Below are 18,565 nucleotides of genomic sequence, written 5' to 3' on the forward strand. Positions count from 1 at the left end.
GTCGAAGCGCGCTCGGTTCGAATGCCGTTTTGCGTTCTACAGCATCCACTCGATCGGCAGCCATGACAGCACGCGCACCAGCGCGCGTGTCCACAGCGATGTCTGCGGCTCTACTTGATGGACTTGAGGCGGTGTGTTTCCCGGCTTTTTGTCCTGCCATTCGATGCGCCCCTCCGGGTCCAGATGCAGGGTGTAGGTCTCGGTTGCGAGCGTTTCCTGAAATGCATGCCGGATCTCGTGCGCCAGGCGCGGGCTGTCGATGACGAAGCCGGATTCGGTATTCAGTGCGGCTGAGCGCGGATCGAGGTTGAAGGAGCCGATGAATACGCGTTGACCATCCACGGCAAAGGTCTTGGCATGCAGGCTGGCGCCGGAGCTGCCCGCCAGCCCGTGGTCGGCGCGCGCAGAGCGTGCCGCGTGGGCGTCGGGTTTGAACTCGAACAGCTTTACCCCACCAGCGAGGAGAGCGTAGCGGCGCTTGGCGTATCCAGCGTGAACCGCAGGCACGTCGGTCGCCGCCAGCGAATTGGTCAGCACGCGCACGTCCACCCCGCGTGTGCTCAACTCGGTGAGTGCGCGCGTGCCGCTGGTGGTGGGCACGAAGTAGGGTGAGACGAGCAGCAAGTCCTCTTGCGGTGTGCCCAGCACCTCGACCAGGCGTTGTGGCAACAAGGCCTGCGCGCCCGCCTTGCCCAGGCCCTTGGCGGGATCGTCGCTGACCAGTCTTACTTCGGTCCACTCCAGTTCCAGCTCACCGGCAATCAGTTGCCGAACGAAGTCGGATCGGCCCAGGGCTTCACGATAGGGCGCGGCCGCGTCGGCCAGGCGCGCCAGTGCCGCCTTCGCTGACAGCCTCTCCAGCGCATGTGGGTCTGCCGGGGGTAGCAGCGCGGCCACCGGGTAGGCCGAGGCGCTCGCCCAGTAGCGGTCGAAATCGGCGGACACGCGTGGTACGACCGCGCCCACTGCCAGCACGTCGAGATCGACGAAACTGGTTTCCTGGCCAGCATCGAAGTACTCGTCACCGATGTTGCGCCCACCGACGATGGTGACCTGGTTGTCGGCGGTGAACGACTTGTTGTGCATGCGGCGGTTGAGGCGGCTGAAGTCAGTCAGATAGCCCAGCCAGCGCCAATTGCGTTGCATGAAGGGGTTGAACAGGCGCACCTCCACATTGGGGTGGCTGTCCAGTGCGGCCAGGGTGGCGTCCATGCCGGTGGTGTTGTTGTCGTCGAGCAGCAGGCGCACGCGTACGCCGCGCCCGGCGGCCTGGCCCAGGGCCTGCATGAGCAGGGTGCCGGTGAGGTCGCCGTGCCAGATGTAGTACTGCACATCCAGACTGCGCTCGGCCGCCTCGGCCAGCAACATGCGAGTGGCGAAGGCCTCGTAGCCCTCGGCCAGCGCCAGCACCCCGGACTGCCCTGGCTGCGTCTGCAGGTGTGCCGGCGGCAGGCTGGCGCGTCCCAGCTGCGTCGTGGCGGTGTCGTTGAAGGCGCGGCTGTTGCTGCGCCCCTCCAGCGTCGGCAAGGCGCTGCAGCCACCCAGGAGGGCGAACAATGCCAGCATCAGGGCGCGACGCGGCAGTGAAGACGAGGCGGATGCGCCACAGTGCGGGCGTGGGGGCATGAGTGGACCGCGGGCAGGATGAAGTTGAGGGATGACGCAGGGCTGAGGCGAAACGAGCTGCAAAGCATACCGCCTGTGCGGGCATCCACGCTGCCAGGCGCACGTGCGCCGGGGCGCTGCATCGACGTCGGCGCTGAGTCGCGGGTGAGGGCGTAGGCCGCAAGCTCGCGGCGATCGCTTAGAATCCGGCCTTTGCTCCGGCGCCCTGACCCCATCCTGCCATGTCCCAGTCTTCTGCTTCCAGCCCCGTCCGCACGCCTGTCCGCACCCGCTTTGCGCCCAGCCCGACCGGTTATCTTCACATTGGCGGGGCGCGTACGGCGCTGTTCTCGTGGGCTTTCGCCCGTCGCCACGGTGGCCAGTTCATCTTGCGCGTCGAGGACACCGACGTCGCCCGCTCCACGCCCGAGGCGGTCCAGGCCATCCTCGATGGCATGAACTGGCTGGGTCTGGAGCACGATGAGGGCCCGTTCTACCAGATGCAACGCATGGAGCGCTACAAGGAGGTCATCCAGCACATGCTGGCGGCCGGTAGCGCCTACCACTGCTACATGTCGACTGAGGAACTTGACCGCATTCGTGAACAACAGCGTGCGCGTGGCGAAAAACCGCGCTATGACGGGCGCTGGCGTCCGGCGCCGGGCAAGACCCTGCCGCAGCCGCCCGCAGGCGTGCAGCCGGTGGTGCGTTTCTGTAATCCGACTTCAGGCGTGGTGGCCTGGGACGATCTGGTCAAGGGCCACATCGAGATCGCCAACGCCGAGCTCGATGACTTCGTCATCGCTCGTGCGGACGGCACCCCCACCTATAACTTCTGCGTGGTGGTGGACGACTGGGACATGGGCATCACCCATGTCATTCGCGGCGACGATCATGTGAACAACACCCCGCGCCAGATCAACGTGTTGCGGGCGCTCGGTGCCGAAGTGCCGCTCTATGCCCATCTGTCGATGATCCTCGGCGACGACGGCAGCAAGCTGTCCAAGCGCCATGGCGCGGTGAGCGTGATGCAGTACGACGACGACGGCTACCTGCCGGAGGCGGTCATCAACTACCTTGCTCGCCTGGGCTGGAGCCATGGCGACGACGAGATCTTTGACCGTGCGCAGTTCGTCGAGTGGTTCGATCTTGACCACATCACGCCCTCGGCGGCGCAGTTCAACACCGAAAAGCTGAACTGGCTCAACGCCCACTACATCAAGAAAGCGGACGATGCCTTTCTCGCGGCCGAAGTTGCGAACCGTCTGGCGCGGCGCGCGGTGAATCCTGAAACCGGTGTCAGCCTGGAAGCGGTAATGGCGCTGTACAAGGACCGTGTCGCCAATCTCAACGAACTGGCCGATATGGCGGCGCTGTTCGTGGCCGACATTCATCCCGCGCCAGAGCTCATCGGGCAGCATCTGAGCCCGACGGTAAAGGCAGCGCTTGCCAGCCTGCGGCTGCGCTTGCTCGATGTGGTGTGGGAGAAGGCGGCGCTGAGCCAGGCGATCAAGGACACCATGGCCGAACATGGCCTGAAGATGCCGCAGTTGGCGATTCCCTTGCGCGTGCTGGTGCTGGGTGTGGCGCAGACGCCTGCCATCGATGCCGTGCTCGAAGTGCTGGGGCGCGAGCGCGTGCTGATGCGCCTGGAGCGCTATCTCTGAACGGAGCGCGCTGTTGTGCACGTGTGAACGGAGAAGGCCCCGCGTGCGGGGCCTTCTCCGTGGCGCTGAAGCGGCAGGACCGAATCAGCCGCCGGCGATCACGCCGCCTTGCGCTTTTCCTGCACGGGCGCGGCTGCCGAGAGCTTGGCCAGCGCGCTAGCCGGTGTCATCTTGGCGACCTCGCCGAACAGCGAGCTCATCGAGCTGCTGAGCTCGTTGAGATGGCGTGTGCTGATTTCGGCGACCTCAGCCTGCGCACGCAAGCAGACCTCGTTTACGTTGCGCAGATATTCGGACGTCTGCTCGAAGCCCTGGTTTTGCGTGTTGCCCTTGCCCGTGACGCGCTCACGCAGCTCTTCAGCATTGACCGGCAGTGTCTGGCTGGCGGCGAAGGCGCAGAACGAGCGCGCGGCATCGATATTGAGCGCGGTCAATTGCTCCGAGGCGCTCAGCATGATCTCGGCCAGCGACTGGAATGTTCTGAGGCCGGAGTTGGTGGTGTCGGCAAGTTGTTGCATGGACGGGTAGTTTGTCATGGTGGTCTCCTCAAGGTCGTAACGCACTGAAATTCAAGCCATTAACAATGCTAATGCGTTCCTGGCCCAGGAGAAATACCCGGTTTTAAGTGTTTCGGCATACCGGTTTACCGGTAGTTCGCGTTACCTCATGTAACGGCAGACCTGCTCTCAAGCACCGTCATCCACGACCGGGCTGATGCCGCTGTGAATGGCATAACGGGTGAGCTCGACCACGTTATGCAGGCCCAGTTTACGCATGATGTTGCGGCGATGCACTTCGACTGTGGACGCGGCGATGTGCAGCCGTTCGGCAATACGTGCCGAGGTGTGGCCCTCGGCGATGAGCTGCAGCACCTGACGCTCGCGTGCTGTCAGCGTATGTGAACTGGCGCGCAGATCGGTGTCAAAGCGCAGGGCGCTGGCGACCGCGCCGGAGACATCCGGGCACAGGTAGGTGCGACCTTGCTGCACGTGGTGGATGGCGCGCAGCAACTCCTCGCTGGCCTCGGCCTTGGTCACATAACCCAAGGCGCCGGCATTGAGCAGATCAATCACGAACTGGCGGTCGGAGTAGGCCGACAGGCCGATGACGCGGATCTCCGGGCGCAGCGCGAGCAGGCGCCGCGTGGCCTCGATGCCGTTCATGCCGGGCATGCCGATGTCGATGCAGACGATGTCCACGGCTTGTTCGCCGATGATGCGCAGCAAGGCTTCGCCGTCGGCCGCCTCGGCGACGATGTTCAGATGGGGTTCTTTTTCCAGCAGGGCGCGCAGTGCATGGCGGAACATCTGATGGTCGTCGGCGAGCACGATGTTCAGTTTCATGGCGAACTCCTCAACACTTGCAGGTCGGCGCAGGCAGGTCGACCTCGATCACGGTGCCGTTTCCCGGGGCAGAGCGCATCTGGAAATGACCGCCTGCGAGCTCGGCCCGCTCGCGCATGGTGATCAACCCCAGCCCGGGCGTGACGCCATCAACCTTGCCGAGTTGCGCCGGGTCGAAGCCACAGCCATCGTCGCACACCTGCAGTCTGATCTGCCCGGCCACACAGTGCAGGCTGACGCGCACCAGCGTCGCCGACGCATGCTTGGTGCAGTTGGTAAGGGCCTCCTGGGTGATGCGGAAGAGCAGGGTCTGCAGTTCGGGCGGCAGCGCTGCGGTGCGCTCGTCCAGATCCAGCTCCACCGCGGTGTGACTGTGGCGGGCGACTTGACTGGCATATTCGCGAATGGCGGGGGCGAGTCCGGCGTAGTCCAGCGTGGCGGGGCGCAAGGTGGCGCAGATCTCACGAATGCCCATGTCGGTGTCAGCGAGCAAGGCCTTGGCATCGTCGAGCAAGAGGCCGAGTTCATCGTCCATCGATGCCGGCAGGGCACGGCTTATGTTGGCGAAAATCAGCTTCAAGGCGGCCAGGTTGGGGCTGGAGCGGTCGTGCAATGCGGCGGCCAATTGCCGGCGTTCATGCTCACCGACCTCCATGAGCCGGCGCGACAGCTCGGCCACGCGCGCCATGTGCTGCATGCGCTCGGCCTCAATCGCCTTGCGCTCGGTGATGTCCTGCACGGTGCCGTAGAGCATGAACACGCGGCCATCGGCATCGGCGACCGGCACGATCACGGTGAGCTGATGGCGCCTCGCACCCGAGGGCAGGACGACTTCGTGCTCGAGTGTCAGCCGTTCGCCGCTGTCGATTGCATGCCAGAAGGTCTCGCGCGTGCGTTCAAGCGACTCCGAGCTGAGATAGGCCGAGATTTCGTTGACGTCCGGCGCACCCCATTCGAGCGGACGTTCGAACATGCGAAACAGCTCCGGCGACCAGGTCGTACGCGCGCTGTCCCGCTCCAGGGTCCAGTCACCAATACGCGCCAGCGCCTGGGTGGTGGCCAGACGGCGCTGCACATCTGCCAGTGCCGACTTGATGGCGCACGGCTGCGCGCTGAGATCACACAAGGCGGGCGGAGGCAGGTACTCGGGCATGTTCACCTCGTTCGGTGCAGAAGCCAGCAGCGGGCTTGAGTGTTTCGCTCCGGGATGCGTCATGTGTGCAAGTGCGGCTGAAGCCGCTGCCGATCGGGGTCTGGATGCGTGTGCTTACCCTGATTCTAGGCGCAATAGCCGGTGGCTGCCGAATACCGCAGCCGCTGCCGGGTTCAATCCTGCACTGCCGGGTTCAATCCTGAATACGCCCCGCAACGGGGGCGCGCAGCAGGAAGCGCGCGGGGTCAAGGGCCTCGCAGATGGCGCGTTCAAGCGGCAGGGGATCGCCTTCGAGCTGACTGGCGAGCAATTCGGCAGCGATCTGCGACCAGGCCAGGCCACGTGCGCCGTAGCCTGACAACACGTAGGCAGCGGCCTGGCGTGGGAGATCGGCAAGCGTGCCGGTGTGGCCCAGGGCCGCTTGCGCCGGCAGGGCGCCGACCATGGGCAGGCGATCGGGCGAGGCCGGGCGAAAACCGACCCGACCCGCAAGGGTGGCAGCCGAGAGGCCGGTGGCCATGCCGGGCAGCATGGCATCGAGCTTGGCGAGATTCTCCGCGTGGTCGGCCGTGCGCAGCGTCTCGTCGTCGTCATCGACCGCGAAAGTGGCACCGGCGCAGCGCTGGCCATCGACCTCGGGGCTGACGTAACCGTCACGGCAGACCACGACCTGTGGTGCGCTGTGCTTTGCGGCAGGCAGCAAGGAGACCTGACCGCGCGCGCTGACCACGGGCAGCAGGTCGTAAGCGATGAAGTCGCGCACGGCGATGCCCGCCGCGAGCACCATGATCGGCGCGCGCGCAATGAGCTCGCCGCGCGCGTCCATGGCCAGCCAGTGACTGCCATCGTGCTCCAGGCGGCTCACCTTGCGGCCAAAGCAGGCGTTGATGTGAGAAGCGTGGCGGGCGAGATTGGCGGCGCACAGGCTGGGCGGCTGCACCCAGCCGCTGTCGCCGAAGAACCAGCCGCCGATGGGCAGCTTCCAGGCGGCAATTGCCGAGGCTTCGACTGCGTCAACGTGGCGCAGGTGGGTGGGGGGCAGGGCAAGCGCCTCGACCGCTGCCCGCATCTTTCTGGCTTGGTCCTGGTCGCGTGCCAGGTGAAGCACGCCGCAGGCATCGGCGCGGACCGCGTGACCTGCAGCGCGCAGGCGGGCAATGTGGCGCCAGGCGTAGAGCGTGCCGGCGCGCGTCAGCTGGCTCATGCGGCTGTCGTCGATGTCGGGCAGCGGACGCAACACGCCGGCAAGATTGCCGGAGGCGCCGCTGGCGGGAGCCTCTTCGGCATCGATGAGGTCAATCCGCCAGCCGCGTGCGGCAAGGCGTTCGCTGAGGGCGCAGCCAGCCAGCCCGGCACCCACGATCAGCGCGTGGCGCGGCCGCGGAGGGGCGGCGCGGGTCCTTGCCGTTTCCGCACCGGGTTCGGGCGGCGGAACTGCGCGACCGTCGCGGCGCGCCAGAAGTCGGCCGCGCAGCATCTGCCGCTTGTCGCCAAAGCCTGGCGCCATGCGGGTTTCGAAACCAGCGTAGCGCAGATGATCGCGCACCGTGCTGGCCACCGACCAGGTTGCCAGCGTGGCGCCCGGCGCGCCGAGGCGGGCGAGCAGGTGGCAGACCTTGGGCGACCATAGCGCGGGGTTCTTCGCGGGGGAAAAGCCATCGAGGTAGAACGCGTCAACCTGGGCGACGATCTGCGCCAGACCTTCGCGCGCATCGCCGAAGTGCAGGGTCAGGCTCACGCGTTCATGGTCTAGATGCAGGCGATGCAGGCCAGGCGTGAGTGCCGGCCATTGCGCGCGTAGCTCTGCGCTCAGTTCGGCAAACTGCGGCCAGCGTCGATGCAGCTGGGTGAGGTCGGCGACGCTGAAAGGATGGAGCTCGCAGGAGATGAAGTGCAGACGCGCGCTGCGCTGCGGGTCGGCGCGCCAGGCCGCCCAGGTGGCGAGGAAGTTGAGCCCCAGGCCGAAGCCGATCTCCAGCACCACGAAGCGTTCGCGCTGCTGCCAGTGCTGCGGCAGGTCGTTACCAGCCAGAAAGACGTGCTCTGCCTCTTCGGCGCCACCCGCTGCCGAGTGATAGATGTCGTCGTAGAGCTCGGAGCGCGGCGTGCCGTCCGCGGTGACCATCAAGCGCGCGGGGATGATGGACACGGCTCAGTGCGCCACGGCCTTGCCCGGGAACAGGCGCTTGACCAGGCTGACGAGGAGCAACACCAGCGCCCCTACCACCAGGCCCACCACGCCGTCGAGCGCGCTGGGCAAGAGCGCGCCGGCAAAGCCGGTGAAGCCGGACGTCAGTGACTCGATCAGGTGATGGACCCAAGGCAATCCATGGCTGAGGATGCCGCCGCCCACCAGAAACATCGCCGCGGTGCCGATCACCGACAGCGATCGCATCAGCCATGGCACGGCCCAGAGAATGGCGCCGCCGACGCCATGCGCGATCGCATTGGCCCGACGGCACAGCCACAGGCCGAGGTCGTCGAGCTTGACGATGCCCGCCACCAATCCATACACGCCGATCGTCATCATGACCGCAATGCTCACCAGCACCGCGACCTGGGTGCTCAGCGCCAGGCCGCCGACCACGCCCAGCGCGATGACGATGATCTCGGCCGAGAGCACGAAGTCGGTGCGCACCGCGCCCTTGATCTTGTTCTTTTCGATGGCGACGAGATCGATCGTGGGGTCGGCCAGGGCCTCCATCACCTTGCTGCGGTGTGCGCCGTTCTTCTCGCCCGGCAGGTACTTGTGCGCCAGCTTCTCGAAGCCCTCGAAACACAGATAGGCTCCACCCAGCATCAGCAAGGGGCCGATCAACCATGGCGCGAGGGCGCTGATCGCCAGGGCCGCCGGCACCAGGATGAGCTTGTTGAGCATCGAGCCCTTGGCCACCGCCCACACCACCGGGAGCTCGCGTTCGGCGCGCACGCCGCTGACTTGCTCGGCGTTGAGGGCGAGGTCGTCACCGAGCACGCCCGCCGTCTTCCGCGTTGCGATCTTGGTCATGGTGGCGACATCGTCAAGCGTGCTGGCGATGTCGTCGAGCAGCAGGAACAGGCTGGTACCGGCCATGAGGGCTTTACTCCGCGCGCATCTGGGGGAAGAGGATGACGTCGCGGATCGAGGGCGAGTCGGTCAGCAGCATGACCAGACGGTCGATGCCGATGCCGCAGCCGCCGGTGGGCGGCAGGCCGTATTCGAGGGCGCGGATGTAGTCGGCGTCGAAGTACATGGCTTCTTCGTCGCCGGCCTCCTTGGCCTCGACCTGGGCGCGGAAGCGGGCGACCTGGTCTTCGGCGTCGTTGAGCTCGGAGAAGCCATTGGCGATCTCGCGGCCGACGATGAACAGCTCGAAGCGCTCGGTGATCTCGGGGTTGGAGTCGGAGGCGCGCGCGAGCGGCGAGACTTCGACCGGGTAGTCGATGATGAAGGTCGGCTCCCATAGTTCAGCTTCGGCACAGGCTTCGAAGAGCTGCAATTGCAGGCTGCCCAGTCCGCCCGGCTTCACCTTTTCGCCAAAGTCGACGATCTTGCCCTTGATCCAGTCGGCGTCCGCCAGCTGGGTCTCGTTGAAGCCGGGGTGGTACTTGCGGATCGCCTGCACGATGGTGAGGCGGTGGAAAGGCCGCGACAGATCGAGCTCGCGGCCCTGATAGACAAAGCTTTCGGTGCCCAGGGCCTCGCGCGCGGCGTGGCGGATCAGGCCCTCGGTGAAGTCCATCAGCGTGCGGTAGTTCGCGTACGCCTCGTAGAACTCCATCATGGTGAATTCGGGGTTGTGGCGCGGGCTGAGGCCTTCGTTGCGGAAGTTGCGATTGACCTCGAACACCTTCTCGAAGCCGCCCACGACCAGGCGCTTGAGGTAGAGCTCGGGCGCGATGCGCAGGAACAGCTCCATGTCGAGCGCATTGTGGTGGGTGGTGAAGGGCTTGGCCGTGGCGCCGCCGGGGATGGGGTGCATCATCGGTGTTTCCACTTCCAGGAAGCCGTGACCGATCATGTAGTTGCGGATCGACTGCACCATGCGGCTGCGGGCGACGAAGGTGAAGCGCGTCTGCTCGCTCATGATCAGGTCGACATAGCGCTGACGGTACTTCTGCTCGACGTCGGTGAGGCCGTGGAACTTGTCCGGCAGCGGGCGCAGGCTCTTGGTGAGCAGGCGGATCTCGCTGGCCTTGACCGTCAGTTCGCCGGTCTTGGTCTTGAACAGGGTGCCGACGCAGCCCACGATGTCGCCAATGTCCCAGGTCTTGAATTCGCCATAGACATCTTCACCCACCGCGTCGCGCATCACATAGAGCTGGATGCGGCCGGAGAGGTCCTGGATGGTGATGAAGCTGGCCTTGCCCATCACGCGCTTGAGCATGATGCGACCTGCGACCTTGACCTCGACCGGCATGGCTTCGAGGGCCTCGCCGTCCTTCTCGCCGTAGAGCTCGTCGAGCTTGCCCGCGGTGTTCTCGCGCGCGAAGTCGTTCGGGAAGGCGCGGCCGCTGGCGCGCCAGGCAGCCAGCTTTTCGCGGCGCTCGGCGATGAGGTGGTTCTCGTCCTGCTGCGGGGAATTTGTCTGCTCGGACATGATGTCAGTTCGATCCGGATGGTAATTCGTGGGCGCCGGCGCGATGGCGACGGCAAAGGGTGGGATTGTCGCAGGCGGAAGGGGGGCAGGGCAATTGCGTGCGCAGACCAATCGGTGCGGGCGAAGTGGCCGCAGTAAGGATGGCGGCGGTGTGTGCCTGACGTGCAGGGGAGGCAGCGGGGCAGCGTGCAGCGCTCAAGTGTTCGCCGTGGAGGCCGATAACCGGGCAGCGACTCTCCGCCGTATCTGGAACAAGCGCAATGAGCACACTGACGCGGCTGTACGAAACCATCGAAAAAACGTTCTGGAACTCACTGTCCAGGAAACTATCCAGTTTCTTGCTCCTGTGTGTGTTCAACCTGGCCTATCTCGGCGTGCAGGTGTGGCAGACGTCTGCCATCAAGCTTGCTCTCGCCGGGGGCGCACCTGAGCCCGAGCTGGTTGCAGGCATCATCGCGACCCTGCAAGACGGGCAGCGCGCGATGATCATCGTCAGCGTGCTGCTGTTGTTATTGACCGCCGCCCAGGTGGCCTATCTGCGGCACCTGATCGTGCGTCCGATTCGCGGCATCATCAACACCTTCAACGAGATTGGTCGTGGAGAAGCTGATTTTTCGCGCGACCTTCCACTTGTCACCCATGATGAATTCCGCGAGCTCGCAGGCAGTTACAATCGCTTTGCCGACAAGATGCGCCACATCATCGGCGAGGTGCGCACCTCCAGTGTCGGCATTGCCCGTGAAGCGGTGCAGGTGAGGGTGACGGTCGAGGCCACCGCCGAACATGCACGCGAGCAAGGGCGCATGACCACGACGGTGTTCGACGCCAGCAGCGCGTCGACCGCCGCCATCGACGATGTGTCGCGCAGTACCACGCAGATCACCACCTCAACCGACGATAACCTGCGCATTGCGCGTGCTTCGCTGGGCGAGATGCAGGACATCGCCGGCAGGATCAACGCGGTCAGCGACAAGCTGTTGCAGTTCAACCACACCGTCGACGATCTATCGCAGCGCTCGGAAAACGTGAAACAGGTTGCCGTGCTGATTCGCGAAATCGCCGATCAGACCAATCTCCTTGCCCTCAATGCCGCGATCGAGGCCGCGCGCGCGGGCGAGGCGGGGCGTGGCTTTGCCGTCGTTGCTGATGAGGTGCGCAAGCTCGCCGAGCGTGTCAATACCGCCACTGCGGAAATCGTCGGCAATATCAATGGCATGCTGGAGCTGGTGGCGGAGACGCGCAGCGAAAATGAAGTGATCAACGCTGACGTCATCCATGCGCGTGCGGTCGTCGACCGCTCGGCGCATCAGTTCGGGCACATGGTGGGCGAGTTCGAGGCGACCGGCGCGCAGCTGGCGCAGATTGCCACCGCGATGAGTTCGCTGTCGCACACCAATGCCAGCGTGCATGAGAAGGTGAGCGCCATCAATGCCTTGTCGCGCCAGGTGGCCGCTGAGATGGACGACAGCGAACAGCGAACCGCTCAACTCACCAAGGCGACCGAGGGCGTGCAGGAGCTGGTGTCGCGCTTCAAGACCGGGCGCGGTGCCTTCGATCTGGCGGTCGAGCAGGCGCGATGTTTCCGCGACCGGGTGCAGGAGCAGCTCGAGCACATGGCGCACAGCGGAGTTGACGTCTTCGATCGGCGCTATCAGCCCATCCCCAACACCAACCCGCCCAAGTTCCGGACCTCATGGGGCGATGAGTTCGCGCAGCGCTGCCAGGGCATTCTCGACGACACCCTGGCGACGACACGGGGTGCGGCCTTTGCCGTGGCGGTCAACGCCGACAGCTATCTGTCGGTGCACAACACCCGGTTTTCGCGCCCGCTTACCGGCGACTATGAGCAGGATCTGCTGGGCAACCGCACGTGCCGCAAGTTCGAGCGTCCGCCCGAGTTGCGCGCGGCGCGCAACACCGAGCCGCTGCTGCTGCAAACCTATTTGCGCGATACCGGCGAGATCCTGTGCGACATCGCCATGCCGTTGAACCTGGGCGGTCGCCACTGGGGCAATATTCGCATCGGTGTCCCGGTGGACGGACTGCTTGGCGATTGAGCTGCAGCGCCTGACGCTGAGCCTGTGGCCGTCGTTCACCTGTTCGTGGATGCACCACGGTACGCCCGCTTGGTGGGCACGCAACAGCTGAACCATGCCCATACCCTCCCCCGATCCCAAACGCTGGCTGGTGCTCATCGCCGTCATGCTGGCATTCCTGCCCGTCGTTCTGGACATGACCATCCTGCACGTCGCCGTGCCCAGGCTGACCCAGGCCCTGGGTGCGAGCAATACCCAGGTGCTGTGGATCATCGACATCTATCCGCTGCTGATGGCGGGCCTGCTCGTGCCCATGGGGACACTGGCCGATCGGGTTGGAAATCGGCGCATCCTGCTCACCGGCCTGGCGGTGTTCGGCACGGCATCCGGGCTGGCGGCCTTTGCGCCCAGCTCTGCGATGCTGATTGCTGCCCGCGTGCTGCTGGCGGTGGGCGGGGCGATGATCATGCCCTGTGTGCTGGGCATCATTCGCCGTACTTTCGAGGATGAGGCCGAGCGCGCGCTGGCGCTGGGTCTGTGGGGCATGGTGGGTGCCGCGGGCGCGGCGGTGGGGCCGCTGATCGGCGGTGCGCTGCTGGAGCATTTCTGGTGGGGGTCGGTGTTTCTGCTCAATGTGCCGGTGATGCTGGTGGTGGGCCCCGCCTGCTACCTGCTGCTGTCACGGGTCGAGCTCAGCACGCCCGGCGCCTGGCCCATCGGGCAGGCCATCTTGCTGATTCTGGGCATGATTTCAGTTGTATACGGCGCCAAGGCAGGCTTCGGTGCAACGCAAGCCCTGCCCATCGTCCTTGCCATTGTCGCCCTGGGTGTCGCCTTGCTGGTCCTGTTCGTGCGCAAGCAGTTGCGCTCGGCGACGCCGATGCTGGATCTGAGCCTGTTCTCGCATCCCGCCATCGTGGCGGGGATGATCATGGCCATGGTGACCATCGGCGCGCTGGCCGGGGTCGAGTTGACGCTGGCGCAGGAGCTGCAATACGTGCTGGACAAGACGCCGCTGCAGGCGGGCATCTTCATGATCCCGCTCATGGCCGCGGCGGCTGTCGGCGGCCCGATCGCGGGCAGGCTGTCCGGCCTTTTCGGGCTGCGCCTGGTGGCCAGCCTGGCGCTGTTCATCGCCGCAGGGGCGCTGGCCGGTCTTGCGCTCAGCGATTTTCACGATCCGGGCTTGTTCGTCCCTGCGCTGCTGGCGCTGCTCGGGTTGACGCTCAGCATCGGGCTGACAGCGTCCTCGATTGCGATCATGGGCTCGGTCGAGGCCAGCAAGGGCGGCGCTGCGGGCTCACTGGAGGCCACCAGCTACGAATTGGGCACCGGGATTGGCATCACCTTGTTCGGCGTCTTCATGTCCAGCGCCTTTGGCCGGGCGCTGCAGCCGCCACCCGAGCTGTCGCCTGATCTGGCCCGGCAGGCGGCGCGATCCATCGGCGACACCTACCTGGTCGCGGCACGCTTGCCCGCTGAGCAGGGGGCAGCGCTGATTGCGGCAGGCAAGGCCGCGTTCACCACGACGCACACGGTGCTGCTGTCGACCTCGGCAGCGATGATCGGTGTGCTGGCCATCGTCGTGTTCTTGCTTCTGGCCAGCTATCGGGACAGCAGCGCTACTGACGCAGCATGACCCTTGAGTCAATTTTCAGCCCTGAACGGCTCACACGCCCAGCCATTCGAGCAGCTTGCGCAGCCGCTCCTCGCCCTTGTCGGTGAAGCCGCTGATGCCCAGATTGCGCAGGAATTCACGCCCGGCTGGGTCTTGCGGCAGCTCGAGCAACACCTTGCGCGCCTTGGCTAACTGTGCGGCGGACAGCGTGGGGGCCGCCACCACCGGCATGTAGGGCTGGCCCACGGATTGATGCAGTACGCGCTGATCCTTGTCGCGCCACTGGCGGAAGGCTCCGGAGTACGAGGCCATGCCGCCAACGTCGGCGATGCCATTTTCCAGGCCGAAGGGAATGGCGCCTTGCTCGCGCACGTAGAAGACGCTCTCTTGCGCCAGGTCGATGCCCTTGTCGCGCAGCTCGGCGCGGCAAAAGCGCGCCATGTAGGCCACTTCCTCAGGCATCACGAAAGTCTTGCCACGCAACTGCTCAAGCGACTGGACGGGAGAGTCCGCCCTCACCGCCAGCATGCATTGACCGTCAGGTTCGGCGTTGGCGACGTACTGATAATGATGATCGCGCAGGCCACGCGCGGGATAATCCGAGGGGCGAGCGACGACAAAGTCGTAGCGTCCATCCTTCATGCCTTGTTCGAGCGCGGCAAATTCACGTACGAACACCACCTCCACGCTGTCGCCCAGCGCCTGTTCAAGACGCTGTGCAAGAGGGGCGTATTTCCTGCGCGCGGTGGCGGCGTCGATGCCGCCTGAGGTGCCCTCGCTGACGGCAAGGCTCAACACGCGCGGGCTCTGTGCGGCGGCGGGCAGGGCCTGTGCGCCGAGGCTTGCGAGTGCAGCAAGGATCAGGAGGTGTGGGTGGGGAAGCCGTGTGGTCATGATCACTTGCCTGGATTGAGAGCCAATGAAAGAGAATCCAAGGTGGACGGTTCCGGTTCAAGCCGGAATCCGCCCCAGTCGTGTCCTGCGTCACATGGGCGTGAGTCCGCCTGCAGGGCGGACGCCCGATGCGATCGTGTGCTTCAGACGCCTTGCTTGAGGCTGGCGGCGATGAAGTCGTCCAGATCGCCGTCCAGCACGCCCTGGGTGTTGCCCACCTCGTAGTTGGTGCGCAGGTCCTTGATGCGCGACTGGTCCAGCACATAGCTGCGGATCTGATGGCCCCAGCCGATGTCGGCCTTGCTGTCTTCGAGCTTTTGCTGCTCGCTCTGACGCTTGCGCAGTTCGGCCTCGTACAGGCGGGCCTTCATCATCGACATTGCCTCAGCGCGGTTCTTGTGCTGCGAGCGGTCGTTCTGGCACTGCACCACGATGCCGGTCGGCTCGTGCGTGATGCGCACCGCTGAGTCGGTCTTGTTGATGTGCTGACCGCCGGCGCCCGAGGCACGGTAGGTGTCGACGCGCAGGTCAGCCGGGTTGATCTCGATCTCGATCGAGTCGTCGACCTCCGGATACACGAATACCGAGGTGAAGCTGGTGTGACGACGGGCGTTGGAGTCGAAGGGCGACTTGCGCACCAGACGATGGATGCCGGTTTCGCTGCGCAGGAAGCCGTAAGCGTAGTCACCACTCATCTTGATGGTGCAGTTCTTGATGCCGGCGATGTCGCCTTCGGTCTGTTCCAGCAGTTCGACGCTGAAGCCCTTTTTTTCGCCATAGCGCAGGTACATGCGCTCGAGCATGCCCGCCCAGTCCTGGGCCTCGGTGCCACCGGCGCCGGCCTGGATTTCGATGAAGCAGTTGTTCGGATCCATGGGGTTGCTGAACATGCGACGGAACTCAAGCTTCTCGACTTCGGCCTGCAACTCATTGAGCTCGGCTTCGACCGCCTCGAAGGTGTCGTCGTCGTCCTCGGCTTCGGCCAGCTCGTAAAGCTCCTTCAGGTCGCGCGACTGGGTACCGATGTTCTGCAGGGTGACGACGATGCCCTCGAGCTGGTGCTTTTCCTTGCCCAACTCCTGCGCACGCTCGGCGTTGTTCCACACCGCCGGGTCTTCCAGCGCACGATTGACCTCTTCGAGCTTCGATGCCTTCACATCGTAGTCAAAGATACCTCCGTAGTTCGCGGCCGCGCGCGGCGAGGTCAGCGAGTTTTTCGGCAATGTCGTTCTGGCGTTCGGCTTCCATGACTGAGGCTCCGGCTGATTCTGGAAAACCGTAAATTATACCGTTAGCCGCTGCGTACGCCGCGTTACATCGTCAGCCGCTTCGGTCCGCTGTGGACGCGTGTGCTCAGACGGGCGCCCGTGCAAGCTTGGGTGCCGTGGTGGTCGTCAGCCAGGCTGTCGTGTCCTCGGCGTTGCGCGGCTTGCAGAAGAGATAGCCTTGCCCCTCCTGGCAGCCGAGCACGCCGAGAGTGACGTTCTGTTCGGTGTGCTCGATGCCTTCGGCGACCGTACGCAGGCCGATGCAGTGTGCCATGTTCAGGATCGCCTCGACGATGGCGATGTCCTGGCGGTTGGCGGGCAGCTCGGAGACGAAGCTGCGGTCGATCTTCAGCGCCGAGATCGGTAGCCTGCGCAGCAGCGTGAGCGAGGAATAGCCGACGCCGAAGTCGTCGATCGCGATCGATACGCCCATGTCGCGCAAGGCCTGGAGCAGACCATTGACCGCCGGCCCGTCCGCGGTCAGCGCGCTCTCGGTGAGCTCGACCTCGAGGCAGGCGGCGGGCACGTCGTGCTGCGCCAGGATCTGGGCGATCTCGTCGACCAGCTCGGAGCGCAGCTGCATCGGCGACACGTTCACCGCCACACGTGGCACTGACAGGCCCAGCGCACGCCACGCGGCGATTTGCGCGACCGCCATTTCCATCACTTTCAGCCCCAGTGCGCAGATCAGTCCGCTGTCCTCGGCGAGCGCGATGAAGCGTGCAGGCAACAGCAGGCCGAGCCGCGGATGGTTCCAGCGCACCAGCGCCTCCATGCCGGAGAGGGTGTGGTCGGTGAGCCCCAACTGCGGCTGGTAGTGCAGCACGAGCTGGTCCTCCTCGAGCGCCACGCGCAGCTCGGACTCGAGCGTCATGCGTTCCATGGCGCGCACGTTCATGTGCTCGGAGAAGACCTGGTACTGGTTTCCGCCCGACTCCTTGGCGTGGTACATGGCGAGGTCGGCGTGGCGCAGCAGCGAGTCTTCGTTGTGGCCTTGCTGCGGAAAGACGGCAACGCCGATGCTGCCACCCACGTGCAGGGTGCGTCCGCGCAGGGTGAGCGGCTGCAGCACGGCGGTGATGATCTTGGCGGCGATCACCTCCGCATCCTCAGCCCGGCGCAGGGCGGGCAGCACGACGGCGAATTCGTCGCCGCCGAGCCGGGCTACGGTGTCGGAGTCGCGCACCGTTGCGTTCAGGCGCTGCGCCATCTCCTGCAGCATGGCGTCGCCGACGTCGTGACCGAGGGTGTCGTTGATCCACTTGAAGCGATCGAGGTCGAGGAAGAGCACGCCCAGCTGCGTACCGGTGCGTTGGGCCGCGCGTATGCCCTGGTGCAGACGATCCATGAGTGCAGCGCGATTGGGCAGACTGGTGAGGGCGTCGCGCGTGGCCATGCGCATGACACGGGCTTCGGCGTCCTGACGACGGCTGACTTCGCGCTCGAGTTGGTGCACGCGCTCGCGCAGCTCGAGCTCGACGATCACGCTGCGGGCGAGCACGCGTAGGGCCTGGCGCTGGCCGTCGTCGAGCTGGCGTGGGTGGTGGTCGATGACGCACAGCGCGCCGATGACTTCACCGCCGGGCATCACCAGCGGCATGCCTGCGTAGAAGCGCACACCGGGTGCGCCGCGCACCAGCGGGCTGTCGGCAAAGCGTGGATCCTGAGTCGCATCCTCGATCTCGAGCAAGTCGTAGGTCAGCAGGGCGTGGGCGCAGAAGCTCACCGAGCGCGAGGTCTCGCTGGCCTCGAGGCCGACACGCGCCTTGAACCACTGCCGATCTGCGTCGACCAGGCTGATGAGGCCGATCGGCGCCTGTGTGATCGCCGCGGCGATGCGGGCGATGGCGTCGAAGGATTCCTCGGCGGGGGTGTCGAGCACTTGCAGGCGGGTGAGTCGGTTCAGGCGCTCAAGCTCGTTTGGCGGCAGCGGTGGCATCCAGCTCGCCAGCTGCGCGAGCAGGCCCGAAAGCTCGCCGCATTTGTCGAAGAAGGCATCGGCGCCGCCGTCGCGGCACAGTGCCTTATAGGGGTCGGCGGGCTGGTTGCTCAGGATCACCACGCGCGGTGCGAGCCCTGCGGTGGCACGCAGTTTGCGCAACAGGCTCATTCCACTGCCCGGGCTCAGGGCGAGGTCGAGCAGGACAGTGTCGGGACGGGTGCGGGTGATGAGCTGGTAGGCTTCGTCCTCGCCGGCCGCGGTGCCGATCACGGCGAGGGAAGGATGGCCTGCCAGCAGGGCGAGCAGGTTGTCCCGCACGAGGGCGGAGTCTTCGACGATGACGATGCGCATGGCGACCATTCCGGAGAGCGTTGAACTGTCATCCATGATCGCGGCTGGGGCTTGTTTCACCCATCGGCGCTGAGCGCATCGTGGTGTGGCGGAAGCGCTGATTCAGGT

13 protein-coding genes are annotated in these 18,565 nt (G+C 65.4%); 3 read left to right on the forward strand and 10 right to left on the reverse strand.

The genetic code is table 11. The features are described from left to right. Positions 1 to 36 precede the first annotated feature (36 nt). Complete coding sequence (locus M622_RS36780) at positions 37 to 1,626, reverse strand: phospholipase D family protein (RefSeq protein WP_245543103.1); 1,590 nt, start codon at positions 1,624 to 1,626, stop codon at positions 37 to 39. 221 nt (positions 1,627 to 1,847) lie between these two features. Between M622_RS36780 and gltX the strand changes: the two genes are divergently transcribed. Next, on the forward strand, positions 1,848 to 3,272 hold the full coding sequence (gene gltX, locus M622_RS36785) for a glutamate--tRNA ligase (protein ID WP_021250741.1): 1,425 nt from the start codon (positions 1,848 to 1,850) through the stop codon (positions 3,270 to 3,272). Positions 3,273 to 3,370: 98 nt separating this feature from the next. Here the strand turns inward: gltX and M622_RS36790 are convergent, their stop codons facing one another. The 6 genes from M622_RS36790 to lysS all read right to left on the reverse strand — a co-directional run bounded on the left by M622_RS36790 (position 3,371) and on the right by lysS (position 10,348). Further along, positions 3,371 to 3,808 carry a phasin family protein gene (locus M622_RS36790; RefSeq protein ID WP_031347481.1) on the reverse strand — a complete coding sequence of 146 codons (438 nt, stop codon included), beginning with the start codon at positions 3,806 to 3,808 and terminating at the stop codon, positions 3,371 to 3,373. Between the two features lie 150 nt (positions 3,809 to 3,958). Beyond that, entirely contained in the window at positions 3,959 to 4,615 is a 657-nt protein-coding gene (locus M622_RS36795) for a response regulator (protein ID WP_021250743.1), read from the reverse strand. A 10-nt stretch (positions 4,616 to 4,625) separates the two neighbouring features. Next, entirely contained in the window at positions 4,626 to 5,768 is a 1,143-nt protein-coding gene (locus M622_RS36800) for a PAS domain-containing sensor histidine kinase (RefSeq protein WP_021250744.1), read from the reverse strand. A 193-nt stretch (positions 5,769 to 5,961) separates the two neighbouring features. Continuing rightward, on the reverse strand, positions 5,962 to 7,917 hold the full coding sequence (mnmC, locus tag M622_RS36805) for a bifunctional tRNA (5-methylaminomethyl-2-thiouridine)(34)-methyltransferase MnmC2/FAD-dependent 5-carboxymethylaminomethyl-2-thiouridine(34) oxidoreductase MnmC1 (protein WP_021250745.1): 1,956 nt from the start codon (positions 7,915 to 7,917) through the stop codon (positions 5,962 to 5,964). 3 nt (positions 7,918 to 7,920) lie between these two features. Then, positions 7,921 to 8,841 carry a DUF808 domain-containing protein gene (locus M622_RS36810; protein WP_021250746.1) on the reverse strand — a complete coding sequence of 307 codons (921 nt, stop codon included), beginning with the start codon at positions 8,839 to 8,841 and terminating at the stop codon, positions 7,921 to 7,923. A 7-nt stretch (positions 8,842 to 8,848) separates the two neighbouring features. Further along, positions 8,849 to 10,348, reverse strand: coding sequence for a lysine--tRNA ligase (lysS, locus tag M622_RS36815; RefSeq protein WP_021250747.1), 1,500 nt, complete (start codon positions 10,346 to 10,348; stop codon positions 8,849 to 8,851). Between the two features lie 260 nt (positions 10,349 to 10,608). On the opposite strand from lysS, the gene M622_RS36820 reads away from it, so the two are divergent. Next, a complete protein-coding gene (locus tag M622_RS36820; RefSeq protein WP_021250748.1) occupies positions 10,609 to 12,405 on the forward strand; it encodes a methyl-accepting chemotaxis protein in 1,797 nt (598 codons plus the stop codon). Between the two features lie 94 nt (positions 12,406 to 12,499). Further along, positions 12,500 to 14,023, forward strand: coding sequence for an MFS transporter (locus M622_RS36825; RefSeq protein WP_021250749.1), 1,524 nt, complete (start codon positions 12,500 to 12,502; stop codon positions 14,021 to 14,023). A 30-nt stretch (positions 14,024 to 14,053) separates the two neighbouring features. Here M622_RS36825 and M622_RS36830 read toward each other — a convergent pair whose 3' ends face one another. The 3 genes from M622_RS36830 to M622_RS36835 all read right to left on the reverse strand — a co-directional run bounded on the left by M622_RS36830 (position 14,054) and on the right by M622_RS36835 (position 18,493). After that, the gene (locus M622_RS36830) at positions 14,054 to 14,896 is read right to left on the reverse strand and encodes a phosphate/phosphite/phosphonate ABC transporter substrate-binding protein (RefSeq protein ID WP_021250750.1); all 843 of its coding nucleotides are present in this window, start codon (positions 14,894 to 14,896) and stop codon (positions 14,054 to 14,056) included. Positions 14,897 to 15,039: 143 nt separating this feature from the next. Next, a protein-coding gene (gene prfB / locus M622_RS0120655) for a peptide chain release factor 2 (protein ID WP_157282133.1) occupies positions 15,040 to 16,144 on the reverse strand; the annotation gives its coding sequence in 2 pieces (ribosomal slippage) (positions 15,040 to 16,062 and positions 16,064 to 16,144; 1,104 coding nt in all). 105 nt (positions 16,145 to 16,249) lie between these two features. Continuing rightward, positions 16,250 to 18,493 carry an EAL domain-containing protein gene (locus tag M622_RS36835; RefSeq protein WP_245543104.1) on the reverse strand — a complete coding sequence of 748 codons (2,244 nt, stop codon included), beginning with the start codon at positions 18,491 to 18,493 and terminating at the stop codon, positions 16,250 to 16,252. Positions 18,494 to 18,565 lie beyond the last annotated feature (72 nt).

It is taken from the genome of Thauera terpenica 58Eu, from assembly GCF_000443165.1.
Taxonomy (GTDB): domain Bacteria; phylum Pseudomonadota; class Gammaproteobacteria; order Burkholderiales; family Rhodocyclaceae; genus Thauera; species Thauera terpenica.

Bases quoted from the DNA above. Each gene is read 5' to 3' on its own strand.
- M622_RS36780 (WP_245543103.1), bottom strand. From the start codon at position 1,626: ATGCCCCCACGCCCGCACTGTGGCGCATCCGCCTCGTCTTCACTGCCG.
- gltX (WP_021250741.1), top strand. From the start codon at position 1,848: ATGTCCCAGTCTTCTGCTTCCAGCCCCGTCCGCACGCCTGTCCGCACC.
- M622_RS36790 (WP_031347481.1), bottom strand. From the start codon at position 3,808: ATGACAAACTACCCGTCCATGCAACAACTTGCCGACACCACCAACTCC.
- M622_RS36795 (WP_021250743.1), bottom strand. From the start codon at position 4,615: ATGAAACTGAACATCGTGCTCGCCGACGACCATCAGATGTTCCGCCAT.
- M622_RS36800 (WP_021250744.1), bottom strand. From the start codon at position 5,768: ATGCCCGAGTACCTGCCTCCGCCCGCCTTGTGTGATCTCAGCGCGCAG.
- M622_RS36810 (WP_021250746.1), bottom strand. From the start codon at position 8,841: ATGGCCGGTACCAGCCTGTTCCTGCTGCTCGACGACATCGCCAGCACG.
- lysS (WP_021250747.1), bottom strand. From the start codon at position 10,348: ATGTCCGAGCAGACAAATTCCCCGCAGCAGGACGAGAACCACCTCATC.
- M622_RS36820 (WP_021250748.1), top strand. From the start codon at position 10,609: ATGAGCACACTGACGCGGCTGTACGAAACCATCGAAAAAACGTTCTGG.
- M622_RS36825 (WP_021250749.1), top strand. From the start codon at position 12,500: ATGCCCATACCCTCCCCCGATCCCAAACGCTGGCTGGTGCTCATCGCC.
- M622_RS36830 (WP_021250750.1), bottom strand. From the start codon at position 14,896: ATGACCACACGGCTTCCCCACCCACACCTCCTGATCCTTGCTGCACTC.
- M622_RS36835 (WP_245543104.1), bottom strand. From the start codon at position 18,493: ATGGATGACAGTTCAACGCTCTCCGGAATGGTCGCCATGCGCATCGTC.